The 21,498-nt window shown below is 36.4% G+C and carries 26 protein-coding genes; 22 read left to right on the forward strand and 4 right to left on the reverse strand.

Translation table 11 applies throughout. The features are described 5' to 3' along the window. Positions 1–4: 4 nt before the first annotated feature. The 14 genes from KDN24_RS02610 to KDN24_RS02675 all read left to right on the forward strand — a co-directional run bounded on the left by KDN24_RS02610 (position 5) and on the right by KDN24_RS02675 (position 9,928). The gene (locus KDN24_RS02610; RefSeq protein ID WP_409975146.1) at positions 5–460 is read left to right on the forward strand and encodes a hypothetical protein; all 456 of its coding nucleotides are present in this window, start codon (positions 5–7) and stop codon (positions 458–460) included. 117 nt (positions 461–577) lie between these two features. Beyond that, positions 578–1,048 carry a DinB family protein gene (locus tag KDN24_RS02615; protein ID WP_409975147.1) on the forward strand — a complete coding sequence of 157 codons (471 nt, stop codon included), beginning with the start codon at positions 578–580 and terminating at the stop codon, positions 1,046–1,048. A 144-nt stretch (positions 1,049–1,192) separates the two neighbouring features. Continuing rightward, positions 1,193–1,399, forward strand: coding sequence for a helix-turn-helix transcriptional regulator (locus KDN24_RS02620; RefSeq protein WP_409975148.1), 207 nt, complete (start codon positions 1,193–1,195; stop codon positions 1,397–1,399). After that, positions 1,396–1,827, forward strand: coding sequence for a hypothetical protein (locus KDN24_RS02625; RefSeq protein WP_409975149.1), 432 nt, complete (start codon positions 1,396–1,398; stop codon positions 1,825–1,827). Before KDN24_RS02620 ends, KDN24_RS02625 begins: the two co-directional genes overlap by 4 nt. A gap of 293 nt (positions 1,828–2,120) precedes the next feature. Next, positions 2,121–2,492 carry a DUF2089 domain-containing protein gene (locus KDN24_RS02630; RefSeq protein ID WP_409975150.1) on the forward strand — a complete coding sequence of 124 codons (372 nt, stop codon included), beginning with the start codon at positions 2,121–2,123 and terminating at the stop codon, positions 2,490–2,492. Between the two features lie 11 nt (positions 2,493–2,503). Continuing rightward, complete coding sequence (locus KDN24_RS02635) at positions 2,504–2,881, forward strand: SHOCT-like domain-containing protein (RefSeq protein WP_409975151.1); 378 nt, start codon at positions 2,504–2,506, stop codon at positions 2,879–2,881. A 9-nt stretch (positions 2,882–2,890) separates the two neighbouring features. Then, on the forward strand, positions 2,891–3,181 hold the full coding sequence (locus tag KDN24_RS02640; protein ID WP_409975152.1) for a hypothetical protein: 291 nt from the start codon (positions 2,891–2,893) through the stop codon (positions 3,179–3,181). A gap of 322 nt (positions 3,182–3,503) precedes the next feature. Continuing rightward, complete coding sequence (locus KDN24_RS02645) at positions 3,504–3,824, forward strand: antibiotic biosynthesis monooxygenase (protein ID WP_409975153.1); 321 nt, start codon at positions 3,504–3,506, stop codon at positions 3,822–3,824. A gap of 224 nt (positions 3,825–4,048) precedes the next feature. Next, on the forward strand, positions 4,049–5,323 hold the full coding sequence (locus tag KDN24_RS02650) for an L-cysteine desulfidase family protein (protein ID WP_409975154.1): 1,275 nt from the start codon (positions 4,049–4,051) through the stop codon (positions 5,321–5,323). Positions 5,324–5,698: 375 nt separating this feature from the next. Then, positions 5,699–6,343 (forward strand): TetR/AcrR family transcriptional regulator, encoded by a 645-nt coding sequence (locus KDN24_RS02655; protein WP_409975155.1) that lies wholly within the window; start codon positions 5,699–5,701, stop codon positions 6,341–6,343. Beyond that, a complete protein-coding gene (locus tag KDN24_RS02660) occupies positions 6,343–7,251 on the forward strand; it encodes a class I SAM-dependent methyltransferase (protein ID WP_409975156.1) in 909 nt (302 codons plus the stop codon). The genes KDN24_RS02655 and KDN24_RS02660 overlap by 1 nt, the downstream gene beginning before the upstream one ends. Positions 7,252–7,471: 220 nt before the next feature. Further along, positions 7,472–8,215 carry a MerR family transcriptional regulator gene (locus KDN24_RS02665; protein WP_409975157.1) on the forward strand — a complete coding sequence of 248 codons (744 nt, stop codon included), beginning with the start codon at positions 7,472–7,474 and terminating at the stop codon, positions 8,213–8,215. A 50-nt stretch (positions 8,216–8,265) separates the two neighbouring features. Further along, positions 8,266–9,219 carry an ABC transporter ATP-binding protein gene (locus KDN24_RS02670; protein ID WP_409975158.1) on the forward strand — a complete coding sequence of 318 codons (954 nt, stop codon included), beginning with the start codon at positions 8,266–8,268 and terminating at the stop codon, positions 9,217–9,219. Continuing rightward, the gene (locus KDN24_RS02675; protein ID WP_409975159.1) at positions 9,197–9,928 is read left to right on the forward strand and encodes an ABC transporter permease; all 732 of its coding nucleotides are present in this window, start codon (positions 9,197–9,199) and stop codon (positions 9,926–9,928) included. The genes KDN24_RS02670 and KDN24_RS02675 overlap by 23 nt, the downstream gene beginning before the upstream one ends. 81 nt (positions 9,929–10,009) lie before the next feature. On the opposite strand, the gene KDN24_RS02680 is transcribed toward KDN24_RS02675, so the two are convergent. Beyond that, positions 10,010–10,519, reverse strand: a complete 510-nt coding sequence (locus tag KDN24_RS02680) for a DUF2165 family protein (protein WP_409975160.1) — start codon at positions 10,517–10,519, stop codon at positions 10,010–10,012. A gap of 208 nt (positions 10,520–10,727) precedes the next feature. On the opposite strand from KDN24_RS02680, the gene KDN24_RS02685 reads away from it, so the two are divergent. From KDN24_RS02685 to KDN24_RS02705, 5 genes are all read left to right on the forward strand, one after another. Beyond that, positions 10,728–11,300 carry a TetR/AcrR family transcriptional regulator gene (locus tag KDN24_RS02685; RefSeq protein WP_409975161.1) on the forward strand — a complete coding sequence of 191 codons (573 nt, stop codon included), beginning with the start codon at positions 10,728–10,730 and terminating at the stop codon, positions 11,298–11,300. A 218-nt stretch (positions 11,301–11,518) separates the two neighbouring features. Next, entirely contained in the window at positions 11,519–11,668 is a 150-nt protein-coding gene (locus KDN24_RS02690; protein WP_409975162.1) for a hypothetical protein, read from the forward strand. Between the two features lie 179 nt (positions 11,669–11,847). Further along, positions 11,848–12,354 (forward strand): cupin domain-containing protein, encoded by a 507-nt coding sequence (locus KDN24_RS02695; RefSeq protein WP_409975423.1) that lies wholly within the window; start codon positions 11,848–11,850, stop codon positions 12,352–12,354. Positions 12,355–12,379: 25 nt separating this feature from the next. Beyond that, entirely contained in the window at positions 12,380–12,988 is a 609-nt protein-coding gene (locus tag KDN24_RS02700) for a histidine phosphatase family protein (protein WP_409975163.1), read from the forward strand. A gap of 14 nt (positions 12,989–13,002) precedes the next feature. Next, positions 13,003–14,202 carry an MFS transporter gene (locus KDN24_RS02705; RefSeq protein ID WP_491348282.1) on the forward strand — a complete coding sequence of 400 codons (1,200 nt, stop codon included), beginning with the start codon at positions 13,003–13,005 and terminating at the stop codon, positions 14,200–14,202. A 68-nt stretch (positions 14,203–14,270) separates the two neighbouring features. On the opposite strand, the gene KDN24_RS02710 is transcribed toward KDN24_RS02705, so the two are convergent. After that, entirely contained in the window at positions 14,271–15,056 is a 786-nt protein-coding gene (locus KDN24_RS02710) for a class I SAM-dependent methyltransferase (RefSeq protein ID WP_409975165.1), read from the reverse strand. A 160-nt stretch (positions 15,057–15,216) separates the two neighbouring features. Here KDN24_RS02710 and KDN24_RS02715 point away from each other — a divergent pair, with 160 nt between their 5' ends. Beyond that, positions 15,217–15,453 (forward strand): DUF1648 domain-containing protein, encoded by a 237-nt coding sequence (locus KDN24_RS02715; protein WP_409975166.1) that lies wholly within the window; start codon positions 15,217–15,219, stop codon positions 15,451–15,453. 380 nt (positions 15,454–15,833) lie between these two features. Here KDN24_RS02715 and KDN24_RS02720 read toward each other — a convergent pair whose 3' ends face one another. Continuing rightward, complete coding sequence (locus KDN24_RS02720) at positions 15,834–17,039, reverse strand: YhgE/Pip domain-containing protein (protein ID WP_409975167.1); 1,206 nt, start codon at positions 17,037–17,039, stop codon at positions 15,834–15,836. Between the two features lie 54 nt (positions 17,040–17,093). Next, on the reverse strand, positions 17,094–17,675 hold the full coding sequence (locus tag KDN24_RS02725) for a TetR/AcrR family transcriptional regulator (RefSeq protein ID WP_409975168.1): 582 nt from the start codon (positions 17,673–17,675) through the stop codon (positions 17,094–17,096). A 200-nt stretch (positions 17,676–17,875) separates the two neighbouring features. Between KDN24_RS02725 and KDN24_RS02730 the strand changes: the two genes are divergently transcribed. Together KDN24_RS02730 and KDN24_RS02735 are read left to right on the forward strand one after the other, a co-directional pair. After that, positions 17,876–18,658: a cytochrome c oxidase assembly protein gene (locus KDN24_RS02730; RefSeq protein ID WP_409975169.1), complete on the forward strand. Its 783-nt coding sequence runs from the start codon at positions 17,876–17,878 to the stop codon at positions 18,656–18,658. Positions 18,659–19,200: 542 nt separating this feature from the next. Next, positions 19,201–21,420: a heavy metal translocating P-type ATPase gene (locus KDN24_RS02735; RefSeq protein WP_409975170.1), complete on the forward strand. Its 2,220-nt coding sequence runs from the start codon at positions 19,201–19,203 to the stop codon at positions 21,418–21,420. The last annotated feature ends 78 nt before the right edge of the window (positions 21,421–21,498 follow it).

A 21,498-nucleotide genomic window follows, 5' to 3' on the forward strand; every position in this document is an offset into this window, starting at 1 on the left:
TTATTTGCCAGAAGAACTAGAAGGCAAGAAGAAGGAGTGGGAAAATCGTTTAAAGTCGATTAAATGGATAAGGAAGCAAGAGCTTATTCAAAACAGTCATTTATATTTTATTCAAAGCAGTTATCGTAGAATTCTTGAACTACTCGACTTCGAAGGGAAGAAGGGCCTATATATTCATTCGAACGGTGTTCCACTCGGAGATTTTGATCCGAGCTACTACCGGATGGAACAATTTCTAGAAAAGCTTTCTTTCGAAAAAATATCCATTTCTTGTTCTGGTCACGCAGCACCGAATCATCTTCAATGGATTGTGAGTGAAATTGATTCGCCTTATCTCGTTCCCTTACATAGTTTTTTCCCTGAAAAGCTAAAGAGTCATAGTGGAATTCAATATCTACCAGAGTATGGCAGTGTATATATATTAGATGAACATGGCAAATTGCAAAGTGAGCAATCATAAGCTTCCTTTGTTGACTTAACATGCTTCACGAATTTTGAAGTCTACTAATTGAATTTATCATGATTCATTCGTTAAAATAAGATATGCAACTTATTTTTATAAGATGGAGTGATAAATATGTATCGTAAAGTGGAGGATTTTTTAGAGGATTGGACAAATTCGTCAGCAGGAACATTAAATGTCATGAAAGCTATCACAAATGATAAATTGGATCAATCGATTGTTGAAGGCCATAATTCACTTGGGTGGTTAGCATGGCATTTAGTTGGGGCAGCTGGTGCATTTGGTCATTTTGCAGGGCTGTCCATTCCAGGTCCTAGCCGTGAACAAGCAGCTCCAACAGATGTGCAGGAAATTGTGGAAGCCTATGAAAAAGCAATGGAAGCGTATAAGAATGAAGCAGCTAAATTAACAGATGAGGCATTACTTGAAGAAGTATCTGGATTTACAGGCCCAACTGCTCGCGGCAAGCTTTTACGTGCTTTAATTGATCATCAAACACATCACCGTGGACAAATGACGGTATTGCTTCGTCAAGCTGGCTTAACAGTTCCTGGTGTGATGGGACCGACAAAAGAAATGGCATAACTTATTTCGCCTCCTCATGAGCGCTCATGAGGAGGCGTTTTTTTATTTATATGTTCCATGTTCATTTAAAAAAATCAGCTTAATATGTAATTTATAATTTACATAGAGGAATATATATGTTACATTAATGACGGAGGGGTGGCAATGAAAAACTATGTAAAGGTCGCTCGTGTAAAAGCAGATTTAACGCAGCAGCAGCTTGCTGATGCGGTTGGGATTACAAGACAAACTGTTAGTTTAATTGAGAAAGGGAAATATAACCCGTCATTAAAGCTCTGTTTACAAATTTGCTATGCCGTAGATGCAAAGCTAGACGAAATATTTTGGGTAGAGAAGGAGGATTTTCAGTGAAAAAAATAACAGATGAAAGACTGATTTTAAGGAACTTACAGCATATTCGAATTGCTTATATTGTACAAACGCTAGGGATCATATGTATTCTAGGGTACGAATTCTATCGTGGTGGACTAGATGGAATGCGTGAAAACCCACTATGGATGGTATTCATGGTAACAACTATCGTGTATTTATATTTATCAATGAGTGTTAGTGTAGAACATGAAAAGGAATTAAAAAACCCGAAGAAATCATTTATTATTAGTTTAGCCGTACTCACTGTCATTGTCCTAGCGGTTGCCTATTTAATCTCCATTACCCCAAACTTTGGTTGGACAGAGGGTCTAATACTAGGTGTTGTATTATTTATTTGTGGACTTATACCAATGTATTATGTGTACAAATTAAGGATAAAGCAGGAACAGGATTTAGAAGATGAATAATGGAAGAACTTTAAAGCATCCCTAAGGAAGAGAAGGTGATGCTTTTTTTATATTTTGGCTTTGCTAAAGGGTATTGTTGATTTTTGCACCTGTTGATTGGAGCGGAGATCAATAGCCAAGGTTAACAGAGCCTATATTTTAATACGAAATCGAAGTAGTTTAATTAAAATAATTAATTATCAAATTAACTTTTTTAATTAAATAAATAAAAAATATTAATAAAATTAATTTATATATTGACTCCAGAGATTTACGATCATATAATTAAGTCAAATCTTAGAAAGGACTATTTTATGACATATACTGCGATAACAAATTGTCCCGTTTGTAGTCATTTGCTTCATATTACGAAGCTACAGTGCTCTTATTGCCATACGACAATTGAAAACAAGTTTAAATTGTCAAAGATTGCTTCCTTGTCTCAGGAGCAGCTTGAATTTGTTGAAACATTTCTCATTTGTCGAGGAAGCATTAAAGAAGTAGAAAAAGAACTTGGTATTTCTTATCCAACTGTTCGCGGAAAATTAAATGATATTATTTCTGCTCTTGGATATGAAACGGAAGCAGCGAAGAAAAATGACCGAGACGAGGAAAAAATCGTTTCAATGCTGGAAAATGGTGAAATCACACCAGAAGAAGCCATTAAATTATTAAAAAATGAATAGGGTGATCAGAAATGAAAGAAGAAATTGCAAAAGTATTAACGATGGTGCAAGAAGGAAAAATTGATTCAGAAAAGGCAGCTGAGCTTATTGATGTGTTAAAAGAAAAAGATTCGCCACAACTAGGTTCGACTTCCTATTTAGATAAAACATTAAAAATCAGAGTTAAATCTGAAGAAAATGATAATGTAACAGTAAATTTACCGATTAAACTCGTGAAAGCTGTATTAAAAGCTGGCCACGGCATCGCCTCAAATGTACCACAAGCTAAAGACTATGTAAAAGATTTGGATATTGATTTATTAATTGATGCGATTGAAAATGAATTAGATGGAAAAATTGTCGACATTCAGTCTGCTAACGGTGATACTGTAGCCGTCGTTATTGAATAGGTTATAACAATGATAAAAGTAAAAGTTCAAACAAGTAATAAACGACGATTTACGATTCCCGTCCCCTATGTTTTTCTCCACCTTTGTCAGTCGTTTCTTACTTCCAACTTTCTTTGGGAGCAAATAAATAAGAAGATACATGAGCAGTCCAAAAAAAAGGCGTTTCCAAACATCACGATAAATCCCAAGATAGTAAAGCATTTTCTTACTCCAATTCTCGAAGAAATCCAGAATTACAAAGGCCTTGTCATTGTTGATGTTAAATTAAAAGACGGTACCGAAGTCATGGTCAAAATATAAAGAGAATTAGAAGAGGGTGTCCCAAAAGTATAACTTTTAGGGACTCTCTCATTTTTTATGTTCTTATTAACTGTCCGTTGATTTCCCGCAGGACGTTGAGTAATCATCTCCGAATTAACTCCGCACGAGAAAATGAGTATGCATTTTCGAGGAGTCTACGCGTCTTCCACTTCAATCAACTCAGCGTATAAATTAGGATGAACTTTGACAAAAAAATTGTTATTGACGACCTTCTTTTTCATACAAATCATATTTAGTTGACAATGAAAATCATTATCGACTAAGATAGGTAGTATAAGTATACGGATTGGAGTTGTGTAGATTGTTCGTTCAAATTAAGAAAATAGTTGTGACAGAGGGAAATGCTCATAAAGTTGTTGAACGTTTTAGTGGTGAGGGAATTATTGAACAGCAGGAAGGATTTATTGACTTAAGTGTTATGGTGAAAAAAGTCCGTCGTGGAGATGAAGAGGTTCTTGTCATGATTCACTGGGAATCAGAAGAATACTGGAAAAAATGGGAAACAAGTGAAGTACATATTGCCGGACATAAAGCAAATTTAGGAAAACCAAAGCCTGAATATATCGTCAGTTCAGAAGGCGGATTATATGATGTGAAGGCTGTCAAGCAATCAGTGAATTAAAATTTATAGTATTTAGTTGAAAAGTAAGAAGCTGCCCGAAGCGATTAATGGGTAGCTTCTTATTTTTTAGGGAGATTCCTTTTTCACTACAATCACCTTTAAAATGTATTGAAGTCCTACCTGAAAGATGTTAATGTTTCTTTGTGTATGTTCTGAATTTTTTAATAGTAAAAGAAAAAATAGGATTACTTGAGTATTTTATATAGAAAGTAGTTGTGAACATAATGAATAACAATAAATGTAGAGCGATCTTAGAAAAGGAATTAGTCGTTGCGCTTGGCTGCACAGAGCCAGTTGCGATTGCTTTAGCAGCTGCAACCGCAAAATCACAAGTAAGCGGGGATATTCTCGAAGTTACTGTGAAGGCTAGCGGCAATATTATAAAAAATGCCAAGTCGGTTGGAATACCAGGCATGTCAGGGAAAGGACTTGATTTCTCTGCAGCACTCGGAGTTGTTGCTGGTAATCCAGAGAGAAAGCTGGAAGTCTTAGAAGGGCTTACAGAGAAGGATGAATCTTTAGCTTTCAAGCTGCTTGAAGAAGGAAAAGTAAAGGCTAGTCAAGCAGATACGCCGAAAAGATTATATATAGAAGTTTTCGTGCAAACCGATCAGCAAAATGCAAGAGTTGTCATTTCTGATAATCATAGCAATATTACGTTAATTGAAGTAGATGGGAAAGCCATTTTTCATGGCGGATGTGAAAATATTGGAATTCAAACGGCAGAGGAAGATTTAGACAAGCTTACATTGGATGAAATTTATGAGTGGATTTTACAAGTAGATGTGAAGGATTTAGGACTCGTAAAAAGAAGTATTGAATTAAATCGAATAATTGGATTGGAGGGCCTTTCAGGCAACTACGGTTTAAATGTCGGAAAAACAATTCAAGAAAACATAAAAAAAGGAATATTATCAGATGATTTAGCAACTGCTGCTATGTCGCTTGCGGCTGCAGGCTCAGATGCTAGAATGGCAGGCTCGACATTACCTGTTATGGCGAATACTGGGAGCGGCAATCAAGGAATTGCGGTTACATTGCCGGTGGTTGCTGCGGCTGAAAAGCTTCAAGTATCAGAAGAGAAAATGATTCGGGCAGTCGCACTTAGCCATTTAGTGACCATTCATATTAAATCGAAGTTTGGCCGACTATCGGCCTTATGTGGTGTAACGGCAGCAGGGATGGGAGCGAGTGCTGCCATCGTATATTTGCTAGATGGGTCACTTCAGCAAGTGAAGGCTGCGGTTCAAAATACAATTGGCAATGTTTCCGGAATGATTTGTGATGGTGCTAAAGCAGGCTGTGCCATGAAGGTATCTACATGCTCAAATGTCGCGGTTCAGTCAGCTTTATTAGCGATGAGCCATCAAGAAATCCAATCGACTGATGGTTTTATACATTATGATGTAGAGAAGAGCATCGAGGCGTTCTGTACCCTGGGGAATGAAGGAACGCGAGTAACAGATGAATGGATTTTAAAATTAATGATGGAAAAATAAATAACGAGATCGTGTTTAATGCAAATCAAAGATGCTGACCCAAAAGATCGTAAAAAACGATTTTTTTGGCTAGTAGGAAAGTTTAAGTTTATTAACGTATTAAAGTAAAATAAAGTTCAAATAATATTAGCGTATTATAATACCGCATAAGAAAAGCTAGGGCATTCGCCGAAAGGACTCGGCGAATGCCGAGTTTTTCTAATCAGAGTCCATACCTATTTTTTCGCTGAGTTGATTGGAACGGAAATCAACAGACAGGTTAATAAGATCATACAAAAAATATACTAATGTTAGTATGTTTTTTATTTTTGAGTTTGACAACATTTATTTTACTTAGTATACTAATGATATACTATATAAAAGGAGAGTATTTTTTTGGGACGACAAAATAAGAAGGAAAGTGTAGCAGCCCTTCACAAAGAAAATATTATGCTTGCGGCAGAACAAATTTTTTCTGAAAAAGGATTTCAGGCTGCAACAATTGCGGATATTTCAGAAGCCTCACAATATAGTAGGAGAACGTTGTACGCTTACTTTGAAAGCAAAGAAGATATTTTATATCATGTCATTTTGAAAGGTTTAAACATATTAAAAGCAAATATTGAAACAGGTTTAGCCACCCATCATGATTTTTTTGCCCAATATAAAATGATTTGCGAAGCAATGAAAGATTATCAATTAAATAGCCCTCATTCATTTGCTTCCGTTAATAATATGAAAAACAAAGACATGAATATGGAATCCATTCCTCCAGTTGTCATGCAAATTTTTACAATAGGGACAGAAATTAATCAAATGCTGGCCAGTTTTATTGAAAATGGCAAAGCAGAAGGCATTGTCCGGCCCGAAATAAAATCCATGCCAACAGTCTATATCTTATGGTCTAACCTTTCCTCTTTAGTATCCCTCGTTCAATCAAAAGGACCATTTATTTCACAAGAGTTTCATACAACTGAAGAAGAATTTTTAGCATACGGTTTTAATCAAATTATTAACTCTATTTTGAAGGAGCGGATTTAATGGATAAAAAGCAATCAAGTATAACTGCGTTAATATCATCTTTTGGTCGAGCTTATCATGCACAATTTGATGAGCCAAAAATTTTCCATGACATGAAAGCACGAGAGCTAATGAATGATGAAGAATACAATCGGATTAGCGGTTATATGATCGGGGGGATTAATTTTTTTGCTCCTGATAAAAAAGCTGAATTTGCAAGCGCACATGAGGCATTGAAATGGATTGTCCAAACACAGATTGCGCCAACCCCACTTGCTCGGGCAAAATATTGCGAGCTTATGTTAGAAAACGCTGTTCAGCTTGGGGTTACTCAATATGTACTATTAGGGGCTGGCATGGATACGTTTGCGCATTGCAATGATGAACTGCTTGAGAAGATTCATGTTTATGAGGTCGATCATCCGAATACACAGCATGATAAAAGGGAAAGAGTGAAGGCTGCCGGTTGGACGATTCCTGAACATTTACATTATGTTCCGATGGATTTTACGAAGGATAGCTTGCAGGATGAATTAAAAAAAGCAGGCTTCGATTTCAGTAAGCGTACGTTTTTCAGCTGGTTAGGAGTTACTTATTATTTAACGAAAGAGCAAAACAAAAACATGATCAGTTCGATTTCATCCTTTGCTCTTAAAGGAAGCAGCTTGATGTTTGATTATGCGGATGAGTTGCTTTTTGAATCGAATGTGAAGAGGGTTCAAAATATGCTTACGATGGCACAGGCTGGTGGAGAACCAATGAAATCCTGCTATAGCTATGAAGAATTAGAAAAGATGCTGGAAGAATGCAGATTCCTCATTTATGAGAATTTAACGACAGAAGATATTGAGCAGCAATTTTTCTCGAATCGAGATGATGATCTCCATGCTTTTGAAAACATCCATTATGCATTGGCAGTAGTAAATTAGATTAATAGCTTTACGATCATTATGTTGATCACATTGTATATGGAATATTGGCAAAAGAATGGAAAGGTGCTTTATAAGCACCTTTTTTCATTGTTTAATTCATTTCAGTCCTCACACTGAATATAGATTATTGTTGTAATTTTTTTTACATATATACTTGAATCGCACGTTACGTGTTGTTTTATAATGGAGGAAATTAAAGGGGAGGGAGGGATAAAAAGTGTTTACAATTGGGCAAGTGTCTAAAAAAACGGGTGTTACGGTGAGAACATTGGATTATTATGATGAGATCGGCTTAATCACACCTTCTTCTACTACAAGTGGAGGCCATCGATTATACGATGAAAGCAATGTAATGCGATTAGAACAAGTTTTGGCTTTTAAATATATGGGCTTTACATTAGATGAAATTAAAGAGATGTTAACGGATTCAACAGCGACATGGAAAGAATCAATTGAACAGCAACTGATTGCGGTTAGGCAGAAACAAAAAATTTTGCAAGCGCTCGAACAGGCGCTTGAAGGAGTGTTGTATTCGATTCAATTCGAGAAAGAAGTGAAGTGGGATAAAATTTTTAACATTATCCGAATGTTTCAGGAAGACCCAGAGGTGACCTTGCATATTTTTGAAAAGTATTTTTCAGGAGAAGAATTAAATAGTGTTTTATTTCGAAATGAAGAAATACCCAAGGAAGAACTTATTGCATACGGTGACATTATTATAGAAATCCGCAATCATTTGCATATTGACCCAGGCTCGGAAAAAGCACTGCAATTAGTACAAAAATGGCTTGATCAAGTTCATCGAATGTTCGGGAATGATGAGGCATTACTAGATAAAATGTGGGGGCTGATTACCGATCATAAGGACGATATGTGCTTTTATCCAATGGAAGCGGATGTGATTGAATTTATCGAGCGTACAATAGAAATTATTCAAAAAAACGAAGGATTAAAAGAATAACAAAAGGATGAACAGCATCCATTAAATGATAGAAAGTTGGAGGGGAAACGATGATATTACACGTAGAAGCGTTAACAAAAACGTTTCGTGGTCCGAACAAGACAAAAATAGTGGCAAATAATGACCTTCATTTTCAATTAAGAGAAGGTGAGATATTTGGATTATTAGGGCATAATGGAGCAGGAAAAACAACACTCGTAAACCAAATTGTAGGCTTGCTAACACCTGATGAAGGGGAGATTACTTTATTAGGCAAGTCAGTTTTACAATCACCTACTCGAGCAAGAGCCATTTGCTCTGTACAACCGCAATCTCAAGTTCCGTTAGGCTTTCTAACCCCAAAACAAGCGGTTTCTCTTATGGGAAAACTGAGAGCAGGAAAAAAGTTTGATCCGAAAAGAATGGATATGCTTTTTGAAAGACTAGATATGGGGAAATGGGTGAATATGGCAGGCGAAAAGCTTTCTGGTGGTGCAAGACGGCTCGCTGCATTTTGTATGGCCATCATCGTTCCTGGGAAACTAGTCATTCTAGATGAACCAACCAATGACATTGATCCTGTTCGAAGACGCTATTTGTGGCAAGTGATCCGTGAACTAACAAATGATGGAACATCAGTCATATTAGTAACTCATAATGTAATCGAGGCTGAAAAAGCAGTAGATCGCCTAGCCATCCTGCATCAAGGTAAATTCCTTGTTCAAGGCACACCTGCAGAAGTGAAAAGCTCTGTTAGCAATCAAATGCGTGTAGAGATGAGTATGACAAAGCACGTATCAGAAGCAGATCTACCTGAGTGGGCGCTTTCTTCTCATTTTCAAGGTACACGCTTAGTGTATTCTGTTAATCCAGCAACCATCCCTGCAACGATTGATTGGGCAAGAAGGCAAGTTTCAGCCGGGGATGCGATTGATTATTCGATATCTCCTGCCACCATAGAGGATGTATATGTAGAATTAACTTCGGGGAAGGAGCTCACCCATGAATGTATTTCATCAGTATAAGTATATTTTTCAAATGCAGTTTCTAAGAAATTCAGGCTTCTATATCTTTTTCATGCTTATTCAAATATTGATTGCTATTGGGATTGTTATAGGCTTTACTTATTTAATCCCAACCCCTGATAAAGGAACCATTCTTTACTTAGCTACAGGAGCACCCACACTTATTCTAATCATAACGGGATTAGTTATTTTACCTCAACAAATTGGAACGGCTAAGTCTGACGGTTATATGGAATTTATGCGAACTTGGCCAGTGAACCGAGCTGTTATTCTCGGAGCAGATACAACACTATGGCTGCTAATCGCAGTTCCAGCTATTGCGGTTGCATCGATCGTTGCACATTTTATGTTCCAACCAGGCTATGAGGTATCTTGGACTGTAATTCCAGCCATTCTCATGATTGCTCTCACATCAATTGGCGTCGGATATGGCTTTTCATATGCACTTTCTCAAACTACTTCACTCGCAATCTCACAAATCGTCGTATTTGGTGCACTTATGTTTTCTCCCATTAATTTTCCGATGGAAAGACTGCCAGAATGGCTGCAAACCCTCCACATCGTACTGCCAATTTACTCAATGGCTGAAGTGATGCGTGCTTCATTAGCTGCATCGACCTTTACGGCAAGTGCCGGGAACTATATTAATTTATTAATCTGGTGTATTGTCGGTTTTGGAGGAGCTATTGTGATTTTGAATAAAAAATAAAGACCAATACAGTTTGTTAAAAGAAAAAGCTGATTCGAGAAAGCTAGGTTAGAATCAGCTTTTTTAAGATATTTGAAAAGTTTAGTCATTTTTAAGCGTAATATATACTAAAGCGATAGCTTGATAGGTTACGAGACGAAATGCATCAGGAAGTCCATTCCAAATGCTGTTCATCCACATTCCAAACCATTCTCCTGCAACAACTTGGAACCCAAAAAACCATAATAAGCAGCAGGCTGTTAAGCCTAAAATGCCTAATTTTTTTGCTTCATGAAACTCATCTGCACTGGCATTCGTTTTCCTTAGCATATCTATACCGCCTTTAAGGCAAAGGAACATAATTAACGCTTCAACTAAAATAATACAAATATATGAGAAATGTTGAAACCAAACACTGCTAATGGCACGATAAGCAATGGTATTGTCTTGAACTTTATCGACATTATCCATACTTAACACATGTTTGATAAATTGGAAGTTCGTATTATAGTCTGTTGTATTTCCAATAACGACAACTAAAGCTAATAAACCCACTGTTAAGACAATAAGGGCTTTAGAAATGCGTATTGTTTTTGACGTTGTTAAACTCATTTTCACTTCTCCTCCAATAAGATATTTTTATAAAATGCGAGCGAGTACTCTCTTGCATCTACAAAATATCATAGTAATATATGGAAATCAATACAATTTTATTAAATGCTCAATATTTCACAAATAAGTAACATATCATTCATGAATTGATTATTTTTGTTAATTCATGTAATGATAGATAGTAGATCAACATAATGGAGAGGATTGTATGTCAACAAAAAAACGCATATTGAGCAGTGCTTTAAAGGTGTTTGGGGATAAGGGTTATACCCGTGCAACGACAAAAGATATTGCAAAAGAAGCAGGGATCCATGAGAGCACTTTATTTCGCCATTTTGAGCAAAAGCAAAAAATTCTATTAGATGCTTTAATTGAATTTTCTCTTAATAAAAGCGATACACCAATCTCCTATTGTGAGGATATTGAAAAGGATTTGTATATGCTTGGGAAAACTTATATCGAGCAGGCGCTAAATAATGTTTCATTAGTTCGAATTTCCCTTATGGAGTCTCCAGTTAATCCAGAAGTGGCAAAAATTATTTATGAATATATTAATGTACGAGAACAAAGATTAGTAGAATACTTTCAAATGATGCATGAGAAAGGGAAAATTCCTGGACAAAATTTTTTGATTTTAGCTACCATGTTTTATGGTGTATTGTATTCGTATGTTTCATCTAAAGTGAAGTTTGAAGAAATTGGTGCCACTTATATTGAGCAGGAGGAATTATTGAAGGAAACGGTTATTCTCTTTACGAAATATTTGAAGACTTCAGGATAAAAGTCGGCTTGAAATAAGGAATATATTTTATTAAATAAAGAAATAATAACCTTGTAAAATAACAAGGGTGTAAGAAGATGCCTTAATTGGCAAAAGACAATAAAAAGAAAATTAATGTCGAATTTCATTAGTTTTAAAAATTGATATAGAAGTGTTTTACCACCTCGATAAAAGCCATGATTTTTCGTGTAATTACTAAGATAAAGGAGGTTTTTATAATGAAGAGACGAGAAAACGAGAAAAAATTATTAAGTGAAGATTGGGATACAGATGCTTCTGCAAGTGACAATGAATCATATGAAATTGAGATGCTGCAGGATGATTCGATAAAGGCATCTTCAAAGAAAAACTCGCCGGAAAATAAATGAGCAACATAGTAATTTACCTAACACCGTTCCTTAATCGAACGGTGTTTTAAAATGGTGTAAATCAAGGACAAATTATTCTAAATTCGGACAACAAAATTATTTCCCGGACAATATTATCCAAATTCGGACAAGAAAGAGTTAAAATGAATAATATCACATAAATAGAGAGGAAACTGATGATGCAACAAAACGACATACAATACTTCATTACGAAATTAGGGTTAGAACCGCATCCTGAAGGTGGTTTTTATAAAAGAACCTTTGCCTCTGAGGCTGTTATATCCGGCCAAAAAATAATAAGGGATGATAAGGAAAGAAAGCTTTTTACGAGTATTTACTTTTTATTGCGCTCCCAGGATATTTCTCATTTTCATCGCTTAAAATCGAACGAGCTTTGGTATTATCATGGCGGGAGTTCATTAACTATACATGTTATTGATGAGAATGGGGAATACAATGAAATGAAATTAGGACTAGATCTTGAAAACGGGGAACAACCACAAGTTTTAGTACGAAAAAATACAATCTTTGGATCATCTGTAAAAGAGGAGAATACATTCTCACTTGTAGGTTGTATGGTGTCACCAGGCTTTGATTTTGAAGACTTTGAACTTTTTAAACAGGAAGAATTACTACAAACATATCCACAGCATAAAGAAATTATTATGAAAATGGCCTACCGTTAACATTTTTTGGATAGAGGGTAATCATATGAAGCAAATCATTTATTTAATTAGACATGGGGAGACAGTGTTTAATACGGAAGGAAGATACCAAGGAGAGCTTGATTCTCCATTAACGAGAGATGGAATAGAGCAAGTGACAAATGTTTCTAGGTTGTTAAAGGTGTATATTGAAGATCCTCATGAGTGGGATATTGTTACAAGCCCATTAGGAAGGGCAATAAAAAGTACAGAAATCATTTGTGACATATTGGGATTTGAACGTCAAAAGGTGAGGATAGATGATCGTTTAAGTGAGGTGTCAGTAGGGAACTGGGCGGGTTTAACGACGAGTGAAATTGAAAGGTCATGGTCAGAGCTTCTTCAACATACAAATAGCTATAATTGGTATTTCAATTCTCCAAATGGCGAGAGCTATCAAGCCGTTGTGGAAAGGGTATCCGATTGGCTAGAGAGTATTAAAAACCAACCGAGAGTCATTGCTGTCTCACATGGTTTGACAGGAAGAATATTACGAGGTGTATATGCTAATTTAAAGAAAGAACAAGCTTTAAAGTTAGAAGTATCTCAAAATACGTTTTTCAAATTATCAAATCAAACGATTGAACGCTTTTGCTGTGAGTATGATGAATTTTAACTGGAGAGAATGATTTGAACAATTATCGCAATATGCTAGTAGCTTTTTTCTTTTCGGAATTTAGTGCAACCGTTTATTTTATTACGATAACATGGATTCTTTATGAGCAAACAAACAATGCTCTTTATACAGGCGTGCTCGTAAGTATCGGTTTTTTACCTGGGCTCCTTTTAAATTTATTATTTGGTGTTTTTGTTGATCGCTTTCAGCGCAAGAAACTAGCTATCATTGCATTATCATTTGGTACGGCTGCGATTGCAGCTTTATTATTAGGCAGCTTGTTATTTGGCTTCCTCCCATTCGTTATCATTGCTGTGCATATGGCTGTTCAAGTTTCCGGCTCTCTTTTTCGCCCTGCTGTCCAAGCGTTAATTGCTGAAGTTTTTCAGAAAGAGGATTTGCCAAAGGTTTTCTCCAAAACTTCTTCATTTTCAATTATCGGAGGTATTGTAGGTGCGAGTATAGGTGGGTTTTTATTAGCTTTTATCGGTGGTCATGCTACTTTAATCATTGTCATAATTGGTTATGCAATAGCGATAATAGGGTTGATGTTTGTACCTTATGATTCTACAAAAATTGAAAAGGAAGATACAAAAACAAATTCTATTTTCATAGACTTAAAAAATGGTTTTCAGTATTTGAACCGTCATCGGTTTTTATTATCTCTGTTTTTTGTCATGTTTAATGGGCAATTAGTTTTCCATACAAGTCTAGGATTTTTGTCTGTTTATACGCTGGAGTATTTAAAGAAAACAGCCACGACATATGGCTTTCTAGATGTATGCTTTTCTTTAGGCGGTGTGCTGGCAGGAATTTTTGGTTCCTTATGGTGGTCAAAAACAAAAAATAAGTTTGCTGTGTATGCGCTCATGATTACAATGCTGGGGCTAGGAGCTATCGGCTATTCACGTTATGTTTGGGTTTCCTTCATTGGAGTATTTTTAGTAGGGATAGGCACTACTTGGATTCGAGTTTTAATGCAGGCTGTTCAACAGATGGCGACGGAAAAAGCTTATCATGGAAGGATGGCAAGCTATCGAATGATATGCAATCAAGGGGCAGTTGTCCTTTCAGGGCCAATATTAGGGTGGATTTCCGCGAGCTATGGCTCAAATATTGTTTATGTTTCATTAATGCTGCCTATCGTTTTATGCATTTTATTTGCCTATTATTTAGCTAAAAATGAGCATTTTAAAGAAATAACCTCTAGGTGAAGCTTGAAGATAGAGTATGAGGTGGATGAGGCTGCCGCTTATCTATCTTCACTCACCCTGTTGTTTTTTTATCTTTTTTCCATAACGATGCTTACCGCGCTTAGATGTTCTTCATATTTCCTAAAAGTCGCACGCATAGCTTCGATGCGCTTTCTAGCTCCTACATTTGCAGCAATATTTTTTATCATTTTGACAAAACCCTTTACACCTTCATCTTGAATCATGCGCTTTTTTTCTAATAAATGCATCGGGCGTATTTCAATGACGGTAACATCGAATCCGTTATTTTCGAAGAGTGATTTCCACTCAATTACAGTTAAGGGCTTTGTATTTACCCGAATGACTTCTGCTAAATCACGGCGAATCGTATTTTTCAACTCTTCATCCATTTCATTCGGTTTTAAGCAAAGCTCATGAACTGCATATCTGCCGCCCTTTTTTAAGATCCGGTGAGCTTCTTCAATAATTTTTTCCTTTTGTTTTGGGGATTGCATTGTCAACATTGCTTCCCCATATAATACATCTATTGATTCGTTAGGCAGCTGCGTATTTTGTGCATCACCAACAATACATGTTCCTCGATCTTTAGGTAAATACTTTAATACTTGTTTGGCTGCTTCTTCGTTTTGTTCAATGGCAATATAGGATTTTGGCCCTTTTTCTAGTACGATTTTTGCAGTGACTCCAAGACCAGGAGCGAATTCTGCCACATCATCTTCTTCGCATATATGTAAATGTTCAAGCATTTTTTCTGTTAATTCAATTCCCCCAGGACGTAGAACTCGTTTGCCCATTTTAGCTAACACCCAATGACCAGGCATTTTAGAGAAATCAGTTTGCAAACTTATAGTCAAAAATGGTACCTCCTTATAATTGATAATGATAATTATTTTCAATTAGATTATAAAGAAAAGAACTCAGCTATGTCAAGTACTGCCTGAATTGTTATGAAACATTTGAGCTGTAAAAACGTATATTTTACTAATTAATTCAGTGAATAGATGGAGGTATATGATGGATAATTATTATCGTCCAATATTAAAAATAAGAAAATCAAAATCCGAATGGGTATGGGATATGATTGGTGGAGGATTGTTTATTGGGGCCATTGTTTATTTAGTCATTTCATGGAGTCTAATTCCTGAGCAAGTGCCAGGACATTATAATGGTGCAGGTGAGGTCAATAGATGGGGTTCAAAATATGAACTATTTATCTACCGATTGTCGGCTTGTTTTTATGGATCCTTTTAGGTGTTTTGGAAAAATTTCCACATGCACATAATTATCCTGCACGACTGAATGAATCGAATGTAGAAGCCTTTTACAAGAACAGTAGAAAACTATTAAATTCTTTAAAAAATATCTGCCTCATCACATTTGCATATATTATGATTCAAAGTATTCGTGTAGCCGTCGGCGATTCACAATCACTTGGACTTTGGTTTTTACCGGTATTTTTACTTGCTATAGCCATTCCAATAATTAGAGGGATAATTATAAATACAAAAATTAAGTAATTCATTTTTCAATAGAAAGTTAAATAGTTAATGTTATAAAGAATAGAAAGTATCGCATAAGAGAAACTAAGCATTCGCCAAAAATATTTGGCAAACGCTTAGTTTTTTTATTATTTATTGTACAGCAGTCGGAGCAGCTTGTTTGCTTGAAGCTTTTATTCTACTCTTTATCGCAACAGCGCTGAATGAAATGACTAATGTTGACCCAATTATTATGCCTAGTGAGCTGATATTATTGACAATGCTTTCACTGCTCCCACCGAAGATAATGGTATAATAGCCATCCGCACCATATGTTGCAGGGAAAAAAGCAGCTAATTTACTATAAAAATTAGATAGCATTGTTGTTGGAACGAGCACACCGGATGTAACGAGCTGGAGTGACAGGGCCAAAATATTGAATATCATACCAAGATTGCCGAATATCATCACAAATACTTGTGCTAAACATAAAAATGCCCAAAACATTAATGACTGAAAAAGATAGATTGTTAACAGTGATTGTTCACTTGAAATATTAAAAATATTCATAAGCCCAATTGTTAAGAATGGAAGTAAAAATGCAACTCCGATATTAATAAGTTGCCTAGCAAAAAATAGTTGCCAGCTCGAGACAGAAGGATTCACTAATTGAGTTGCTTGCTGGTGCTGCATAATCATAATCATTGCCCCTGCAAATGAAGAAATAATGACCATTAATGGTACGAAATTTGCGGCAAAACCTTCAACATCATTTGTTTTTATAATGGATGGCTGTATTGGTTTGTCTTGCATATTACTTATAGTGGAAACGACTGCTTCTTTAATGACAATAGATATCTCTTGTTCAAGCGGGAATTGCTCGAATTGCTGCGAAAAACCTTGGATTACTTTTTCTTGCTGAATAGGGTACATGTTGTGATTAATTTCCTCTGTTACTTGTTTGGCCACTCCCTCCATCAATGATTTTGAGAGACTTGCATTTGCTTGATTAATCCAATAATGAATCGTTGCTTTTTTTCCATCCTGAATTTGAGCTGTGAAATTAGCGGGAATTTGGATAATCATATTTACATTTCGTTCATTTAATTCATTTTTGGCTTTATCAATTGAATGATATGTTTTTACATGAAACGGTAATAATTCATCCAATTGCCCCTCTAGCTCCTTGCCAATGGCTGTGTCTTCACTAATTAATCCTACATGTAAGTTTTCTGTTCTTTCATTCACTCCAGCATAAGCTGTCATCCAAATGGTAAAGAAAATTAATTGAAACGCAATGGTTGCAAAAATACCTATATACGTTTCACGAATGCGAAATAATGCTTGTAACCCTTTCATGATTTCCCTCCTAGTTAAGTAAGTGCTTACTTGCATTTGTAAGAAAAATTTTTTCTAGGGAGTCAATCCCCTAGAAAAAATAGAAATACTCGTTTTGAAAAACTCTTCAGTAGGCAGCTGTGAAACAGTTGCGCCTAAGCGTGCACGTGACAGGAAATAACCAACGTTTAGCGCAAGTAAAGACAATGCAGTTGCCTCATAATTGACCTCGATTATTTTCCCTTTCCTTTGCATTTCTTCGAAATAATGCATTAATTCCTTTTTGATGAAAAGCGGGATATTTGCAATTTCCTCACTGATTTCGGGAAATTGAATCGATTCTTTAAATCCAATCATGATGAAATCTTTAATAGACATCATATATTCAAAATAGTTTTTTGAAAAGCTTAATAAATCTTTCTCTAAGTCCCAAACAACATTTTCACGAATTGTTTTTTGCAGGATCGGATTATAGGAGAATTTGTCAATAATGGCTTTTAATATTTCATGTTTACAGCCAAAGTGACGGAAAATCGTCACTTCATTGACCCCTGCTAATTCAGCAATTGCTTTCGTCGTTGCAGCGGTATAACCCTTTTCACTAATTAATTGAAGTGCAGCTTCAATGATTCGATCAGAAGTCTTTTTCGCCGTCATGTGAACACTCCCTTTCACAGAATGAAAGTAATCACTTACATGCTAACATATCGAAGAAGGGCGTGCAACTAAAACTAAAAATTCAGGTAGTCTAAGTTCTAATTAATAAGCGATAAACATAATTTTTATAAGATTATCTATGCGCTAGCCAGGGGACAGATAGCTGTCCTACATTGGAAAGGAAAGGGGGAGGGAGTTTCATGATTTATGCAGTTTTGCTAGATAGTCAAACGGGATGGAATCTTCCTTTATTAATCGGACTTGCTTGTATAGCAGCTATATATATAAAACTAACTTTAAATAGGAAAATTCATCATAAATTTCCTTTGCTATTTTTCCTAGGCTTACTCTTATTGTACATGACAATTGGCAGCCCTTTAGCGACTATGAGTCATCTTTCATTTAGCACGCATATGATTCAAATGAGTATTCTCTATTTTATTATCCCTCCAATCTTAATATTGGGAATTCCCCTTGCGTTTTTTCAGACGAAAAACATCATTCGCGTTTCCTTAATGCCTACAATTGCCTTATTTATATTTGCTTTCTTATTTTTCATGTACCATATGCCAGTCATGCTACATGTTTTGTCGCAAAGCCAACTACTGCATAATGGGTATTTATTATTGCTGTTTGTTCTTTCATTTGGCATGTGGTGGCCACTTGCTGCTCCTAACTTACAAGCGTCCATTTTCGATAACAATCGACGGAGAAACCGATTTGCTCATTTAAGTGGACTAGTTATCATGCCTGCCTGCCTCGTATTCATTGTCAGCGCGTTTTTCGGGGGAATGGAGAACCCTTTCATGACCCATGCTGCAGCTGAGCTATGTCTGCCTCCACATATCGATGCCATGGATATAGTACCACCCATCTTTAATTCAAAACTTGATCAGCTGCTAGCTGGCATCGCCATGCTTGGCCTGCATAAATTAGGGATTTTCATGACCCTTCACATCGGAAAGATAGTGAATGACGAATAAAATCCATTTTAGTAGACTGATACAAAAGCTATTGAGACCATAGCTCTTCATAAAATCTCCAAGCAGTGGTCTCAAACCTACTCATTGAGACCATAGTTCTTCATAAAATCTCCAAGCAGTGGTCTCGAACCCACTCATTGAGACCATAGCTCTTTATAAAATCTCCAAGCAGTGGTCTCAAACCTACTCATTGAGACCATAGCCCTTCGAAAATCTCCAAGCAGTGGTCTCAAACCTATTCAATTGAGACTATAGCCCTCGAAAAATCCACAAGCAATGGTCTGTTAGCTTACTCTTCCTTTTTTAAGAGTAAAACGGTAGAAGTTTTCTTAGCCACGGAATCGCTCTTAAAGCCAGTGTTAAAGGTCGATTTTAAGGGAAGTAGTCACAGAATCGCCCTCCAAGCCAGCGATAGAAGTCGATTCTACAGGAAACAGTCCTAGAATCGAACTTTGCCAAAGTAGGGTTATCCACTAATTTACTTCTAAAAAATACTAGTCGCTAATAGAATATAAAAAACAAATAAAGTGGTGAGAAATGCAATGGAAGTGACAAACTATTTGGCGATTAAAGGGATGCATTGTGCTGCTTGTGCTGTAAGAATTGAGAAGGCTGTTGCAAAAATCGATGGCGTCACAGACGTTAATATAAATTTAACGACGGAAAAAGGTCGTGTTATTTTTCAGGAAGAGCGGACAAGCATTGCAGAAGTTATGAAAAAAATTAATAACATCGGCTTTGAAGCGAATGAAATAAAGGTAGAAAATGTCCCATCAGATGATGAAAAGAGCAAAGAAATACAAATGCTTCAAATGGAATTTTTTCTTTCTGCTTTGTTTACTTTCCCTTTAGCATGGGCAATGTTCGCTCATTTCGAGTGGGCAACATTCATTCAAGTTCCCAAGCTTTTTCTTAACCCGTGGTTTCAATTAGGCATAACCATTCCGATTCAGTTTATCATTGGTTTTCAGTTTTATGAGCGAGCTTGGAAGGCGATAAAAAACAAAAGTGCTAACATGGATGTACTAGTCGTATTAAGTACATCCGCTGCTTTTTTTTATAGTCATTATTTAACCATTACTTCTTTTTTAATGGGACAGCCCGCTCATTCTGTTTGGCTTTTCTACGAAACGAGTGCATTTATTATTACCTTTGTTTTATTAGGAAAACTATTAGAAGCAAAGACGAAATTGAAAACAACTGAGGCGATTAAAAAGCTCTATCAGTTACAAACGAAAACAGCAACATTGTACGCAAACGGGAAAGAGTCTACATTACCGGTTGAACAGCTTTCAATTGGAGATGTGATTATTATCAAGCCTGGAGACAAAGTTCCGATAGATGGACAAGTTGTGAAAGGGAATTCTTTTATTGATGAATCATTGTTAACGGGTGAGAGCATTCCTGTCGAAAAAGAGGCAGGAAATTTCGTTTATGCTGGTACCATTAATCAAAATGGGAGATTAGCGATTAAAGTTACGAAAAGAAATGCTGAAACGACATTATCGCAAATTATCCGCATCGTGGAGGAGGCTCAATCATCTAAAGCTCCTATTCAGCATATTGCTGATAAAATTACCGCAGTCTTCGTCCCTATCGTGATGATGATCGCACTTGTAACCTTTATTGCATGGTATTTTGTCTTTTTGCCAGGAGATTTTTATGAAGCTTTGGAAAAGGTCATTACCGTATTAATTATCGCTTGTCCATGTGCACTCGGCTTAGCAACACCTACTTCTGTTATGGTAGGCAGTGGACGAGCTGCTCAATTAGGCATTTTGTTTAAGGAAGGCAAGTTTCTTGAAATGCTTTGTAAAAGCAATGTTGTTGTTTTTGATAAAACAGGAACGATTACGAAAGGAGAAGCAGATGTAACAAATATTTATGTCGAGCATTATAGTGATAATGCATTTTTGGAAATAATTGGTGCAGTAGAGAGTGCCTCCAATCATCCTTTAGCAAAAGCAATCGTGAAAAATGTGAAAAACAAAATAAAAAACTTGCCAACTGCTCATCAAGTACAGAACATACCTGGGTATGGGGTGAAAGGTACGGTTCATGGGAATGAAGTTGTCATTGCCAGTCCAAGGTATTTTATGAAAAATAATAAAGTCATACCTCTAAAAGCAATGAAGCTTGTGAATGAATTTGAGAGTGAAGGGAAAACGGTTATGGTTGCCACGATTAATTCGCGCTTTGCAGGGATGATTGCCGTTGCGGATGAACTAAAACCAACATCTCAACAGGCTATTTCTCGTTTGCAGCATGCTGGGTTTGAGGTGATTATGCTGACAGGCGATAATCAAGCTTCGGCAAGAACCATTGCCAAGAAGGTTGGAATTAAAAAATTTCGTGCGGAAGTCACACCGCAAGAAAAGGCAGAAATCATTAAACGTTTGCAAAAAAACGGTAAACGAGTTGTGATGGTAGGGGACGGAATTAATGATGCCCCTGCATTAGCTGTTGCGAATATTGGAATCGCAATTGGAACAGGTTCAGATATTGCAATTGATACTGGCAATATCACGATTATGACAGGGGGTTTAATGAGAGTTGTTGATGCCATTGCGATTAGCAAAAGAACAATGGTGAATATAAAACAAAATTTTCTATGGGCATTTTTTTATAATATTTTTATGATTCCTTTTGCTATGCTTGGGTTTATGGCACCTTGGCTGGCTGGAGCGGCGATGGCGCTGAGCTCCGTTTCAGTCGTATTGAATGCGTTGAGATTAAAACGAGTGAAGCTTTATTCGTTTTGACTGCGGGCTTTTCGCTGATAAATGAGCTAGTTTGGCTGATAAATCACAAAACTTGGCTGATAAATGATCAAATCCGGC

Source organism: Cytobacillus sp. Bva_UNVM-123 (assembly GCF_046351715.2).
Classification (GTDB): Bacteria; Bacillota; Bacilli; order Bacillales; family Cytobacillaceae; genus Cytobacillus.

Excerpts from the sequence above, each read along its gene's own strand:
- KDN24_RS02615 (WP_409975147.1), top strand. The coding sequence starts at position 578 with ATGTATCGTAAAGTGGAGGATTTTTTAGAGGATTGGACAAATTCGTCA.
- KDN24_RS02620 (WP_409975148.1), top strand. The coding sequence starts at position 1,193 with ATGAAAAACTATGTAAAGGTCGCTCGTGTAAAAGCAGATTTAACGCAG.
- KDN24_RS02630 (WP_409975150.1), top strand. The coding sequence starts at position 2,121 with ATGACATATACTGCGATAACAAATTGTCCCGTTTGTAGTCATTTGCTT.
- KDN24_RS02635 (WP_409975151.1), top strand. The coding sequence starts at position 2,504 with ATGAAAGAAGAAATTGCAAAAGTATTAACGATGGTGCAAGAAGGAAAA.
- KDN24_RS02640 (WP_409975152.1), top strand. The coding sequence starts at position 2,891 with ATGATAAAAGTAAAAGTTCAAACAAGTAATAAACGACGATTTACGATT.
- KDN24_RS02650 (WP_409975154.1), top strand. The coding sequence starts at position 4,049 with ATGAATAACAATAAATGTAGAGCGATCTTAGAAAAGGAATTAGTCGTT.
- KDN24_RS02660 (WP_409975156.1), top strand. The coding sequence starts at position 6,343 with ATGGATAAAAAGCAATCAAGTATAACTGCGTTAATATCATCTTTTGGT.
- KDN24_RS02670 (WP_409975158.1), top strand. The coding sequence starts at position 8,266 with ATGATATTACACGTAGAAGCGTTAACAAAAACGTTTCGTGGTCCGAAC.
- KDN24_RS02675 (WP_409975159.1), top strand. The coding sequence starts at position 9,197 with ATGAATGTATTTCATCAGTATAAGTATATTTTTCAAATGCAGTTTCTA.
- KDN24_RS02680 (WP_409975160.1), bottom strand. The coding sequence starts at position 10,519 with ATGAGTTTAACAACGTCAAAAACAATACGCATTTCTAAAGCCCTTATT.
- KDN24_RS02685 (WP_409975161.1), top strand. The coding sequence starts at position 10,728 with ATGTCAACAAAAAAACGCATATTGAGCAGTGCTTTAAAGGTGTTTGGG.
- KDN24_RS02690 (WP_409975162.1), top strand. The coding sequence starts at position 11,519 with ATGAAGAGACGAGAAAACGAGAAAAAATTATTAAGTGAAGATTGGGAT.
- KDN24_RS02695 (WP_409975423.1), top strand. The coding sequence starts at position 11,848 with ATGCAACAAAACGACATACAATACTTCATTACGAAATTAGGGTTAGAA.
- KDN24_RS02700 (WP_409975163.1), top strand. The coding sequence starts at position 12,380 with ATGAAGCAAATCATTTATTTAATTAGACATGGGGAGACAGTGTTTAAT.
- KDN24_RS02715 (WP_409975166.1), top strand. The coding sequence starts at position 15,217 with ATGGATAATTATTATCGTCCAATATTAAAAATAAGAAAATCAAAATCC.
- KDN24_RS02720 (WP_409975167.1), bottom strand. The coding sequence starts at position 17,039 with ATGAAAGGGTTACAAGCATTATTTCGCATTCGTGAAACGTATATAGGT.
- KDN24_RS02725 (WP_409975168.1), bottom strand. The coding sequence starts at position 17,675 with ATGACGGCGAAAAAGACTTCTGATCGAATCATTGAAGCTGCACTTCAA.
- KDN24_RS02730 (WP_409975169.1), top strand. The coding sequence starts at position 17,876 with ATGATTTATGCAGTTTTGCTAGATAGTCAAACGGGATGGAATCTTCCT.
- KDN24_RS02735 (WP_409975170.1), top strand. The coding sequence starts at position 19,201 with ATGGAAGTGACAAACTATTTGGCGATTAAAGGGATGCATTGTGCTGCT.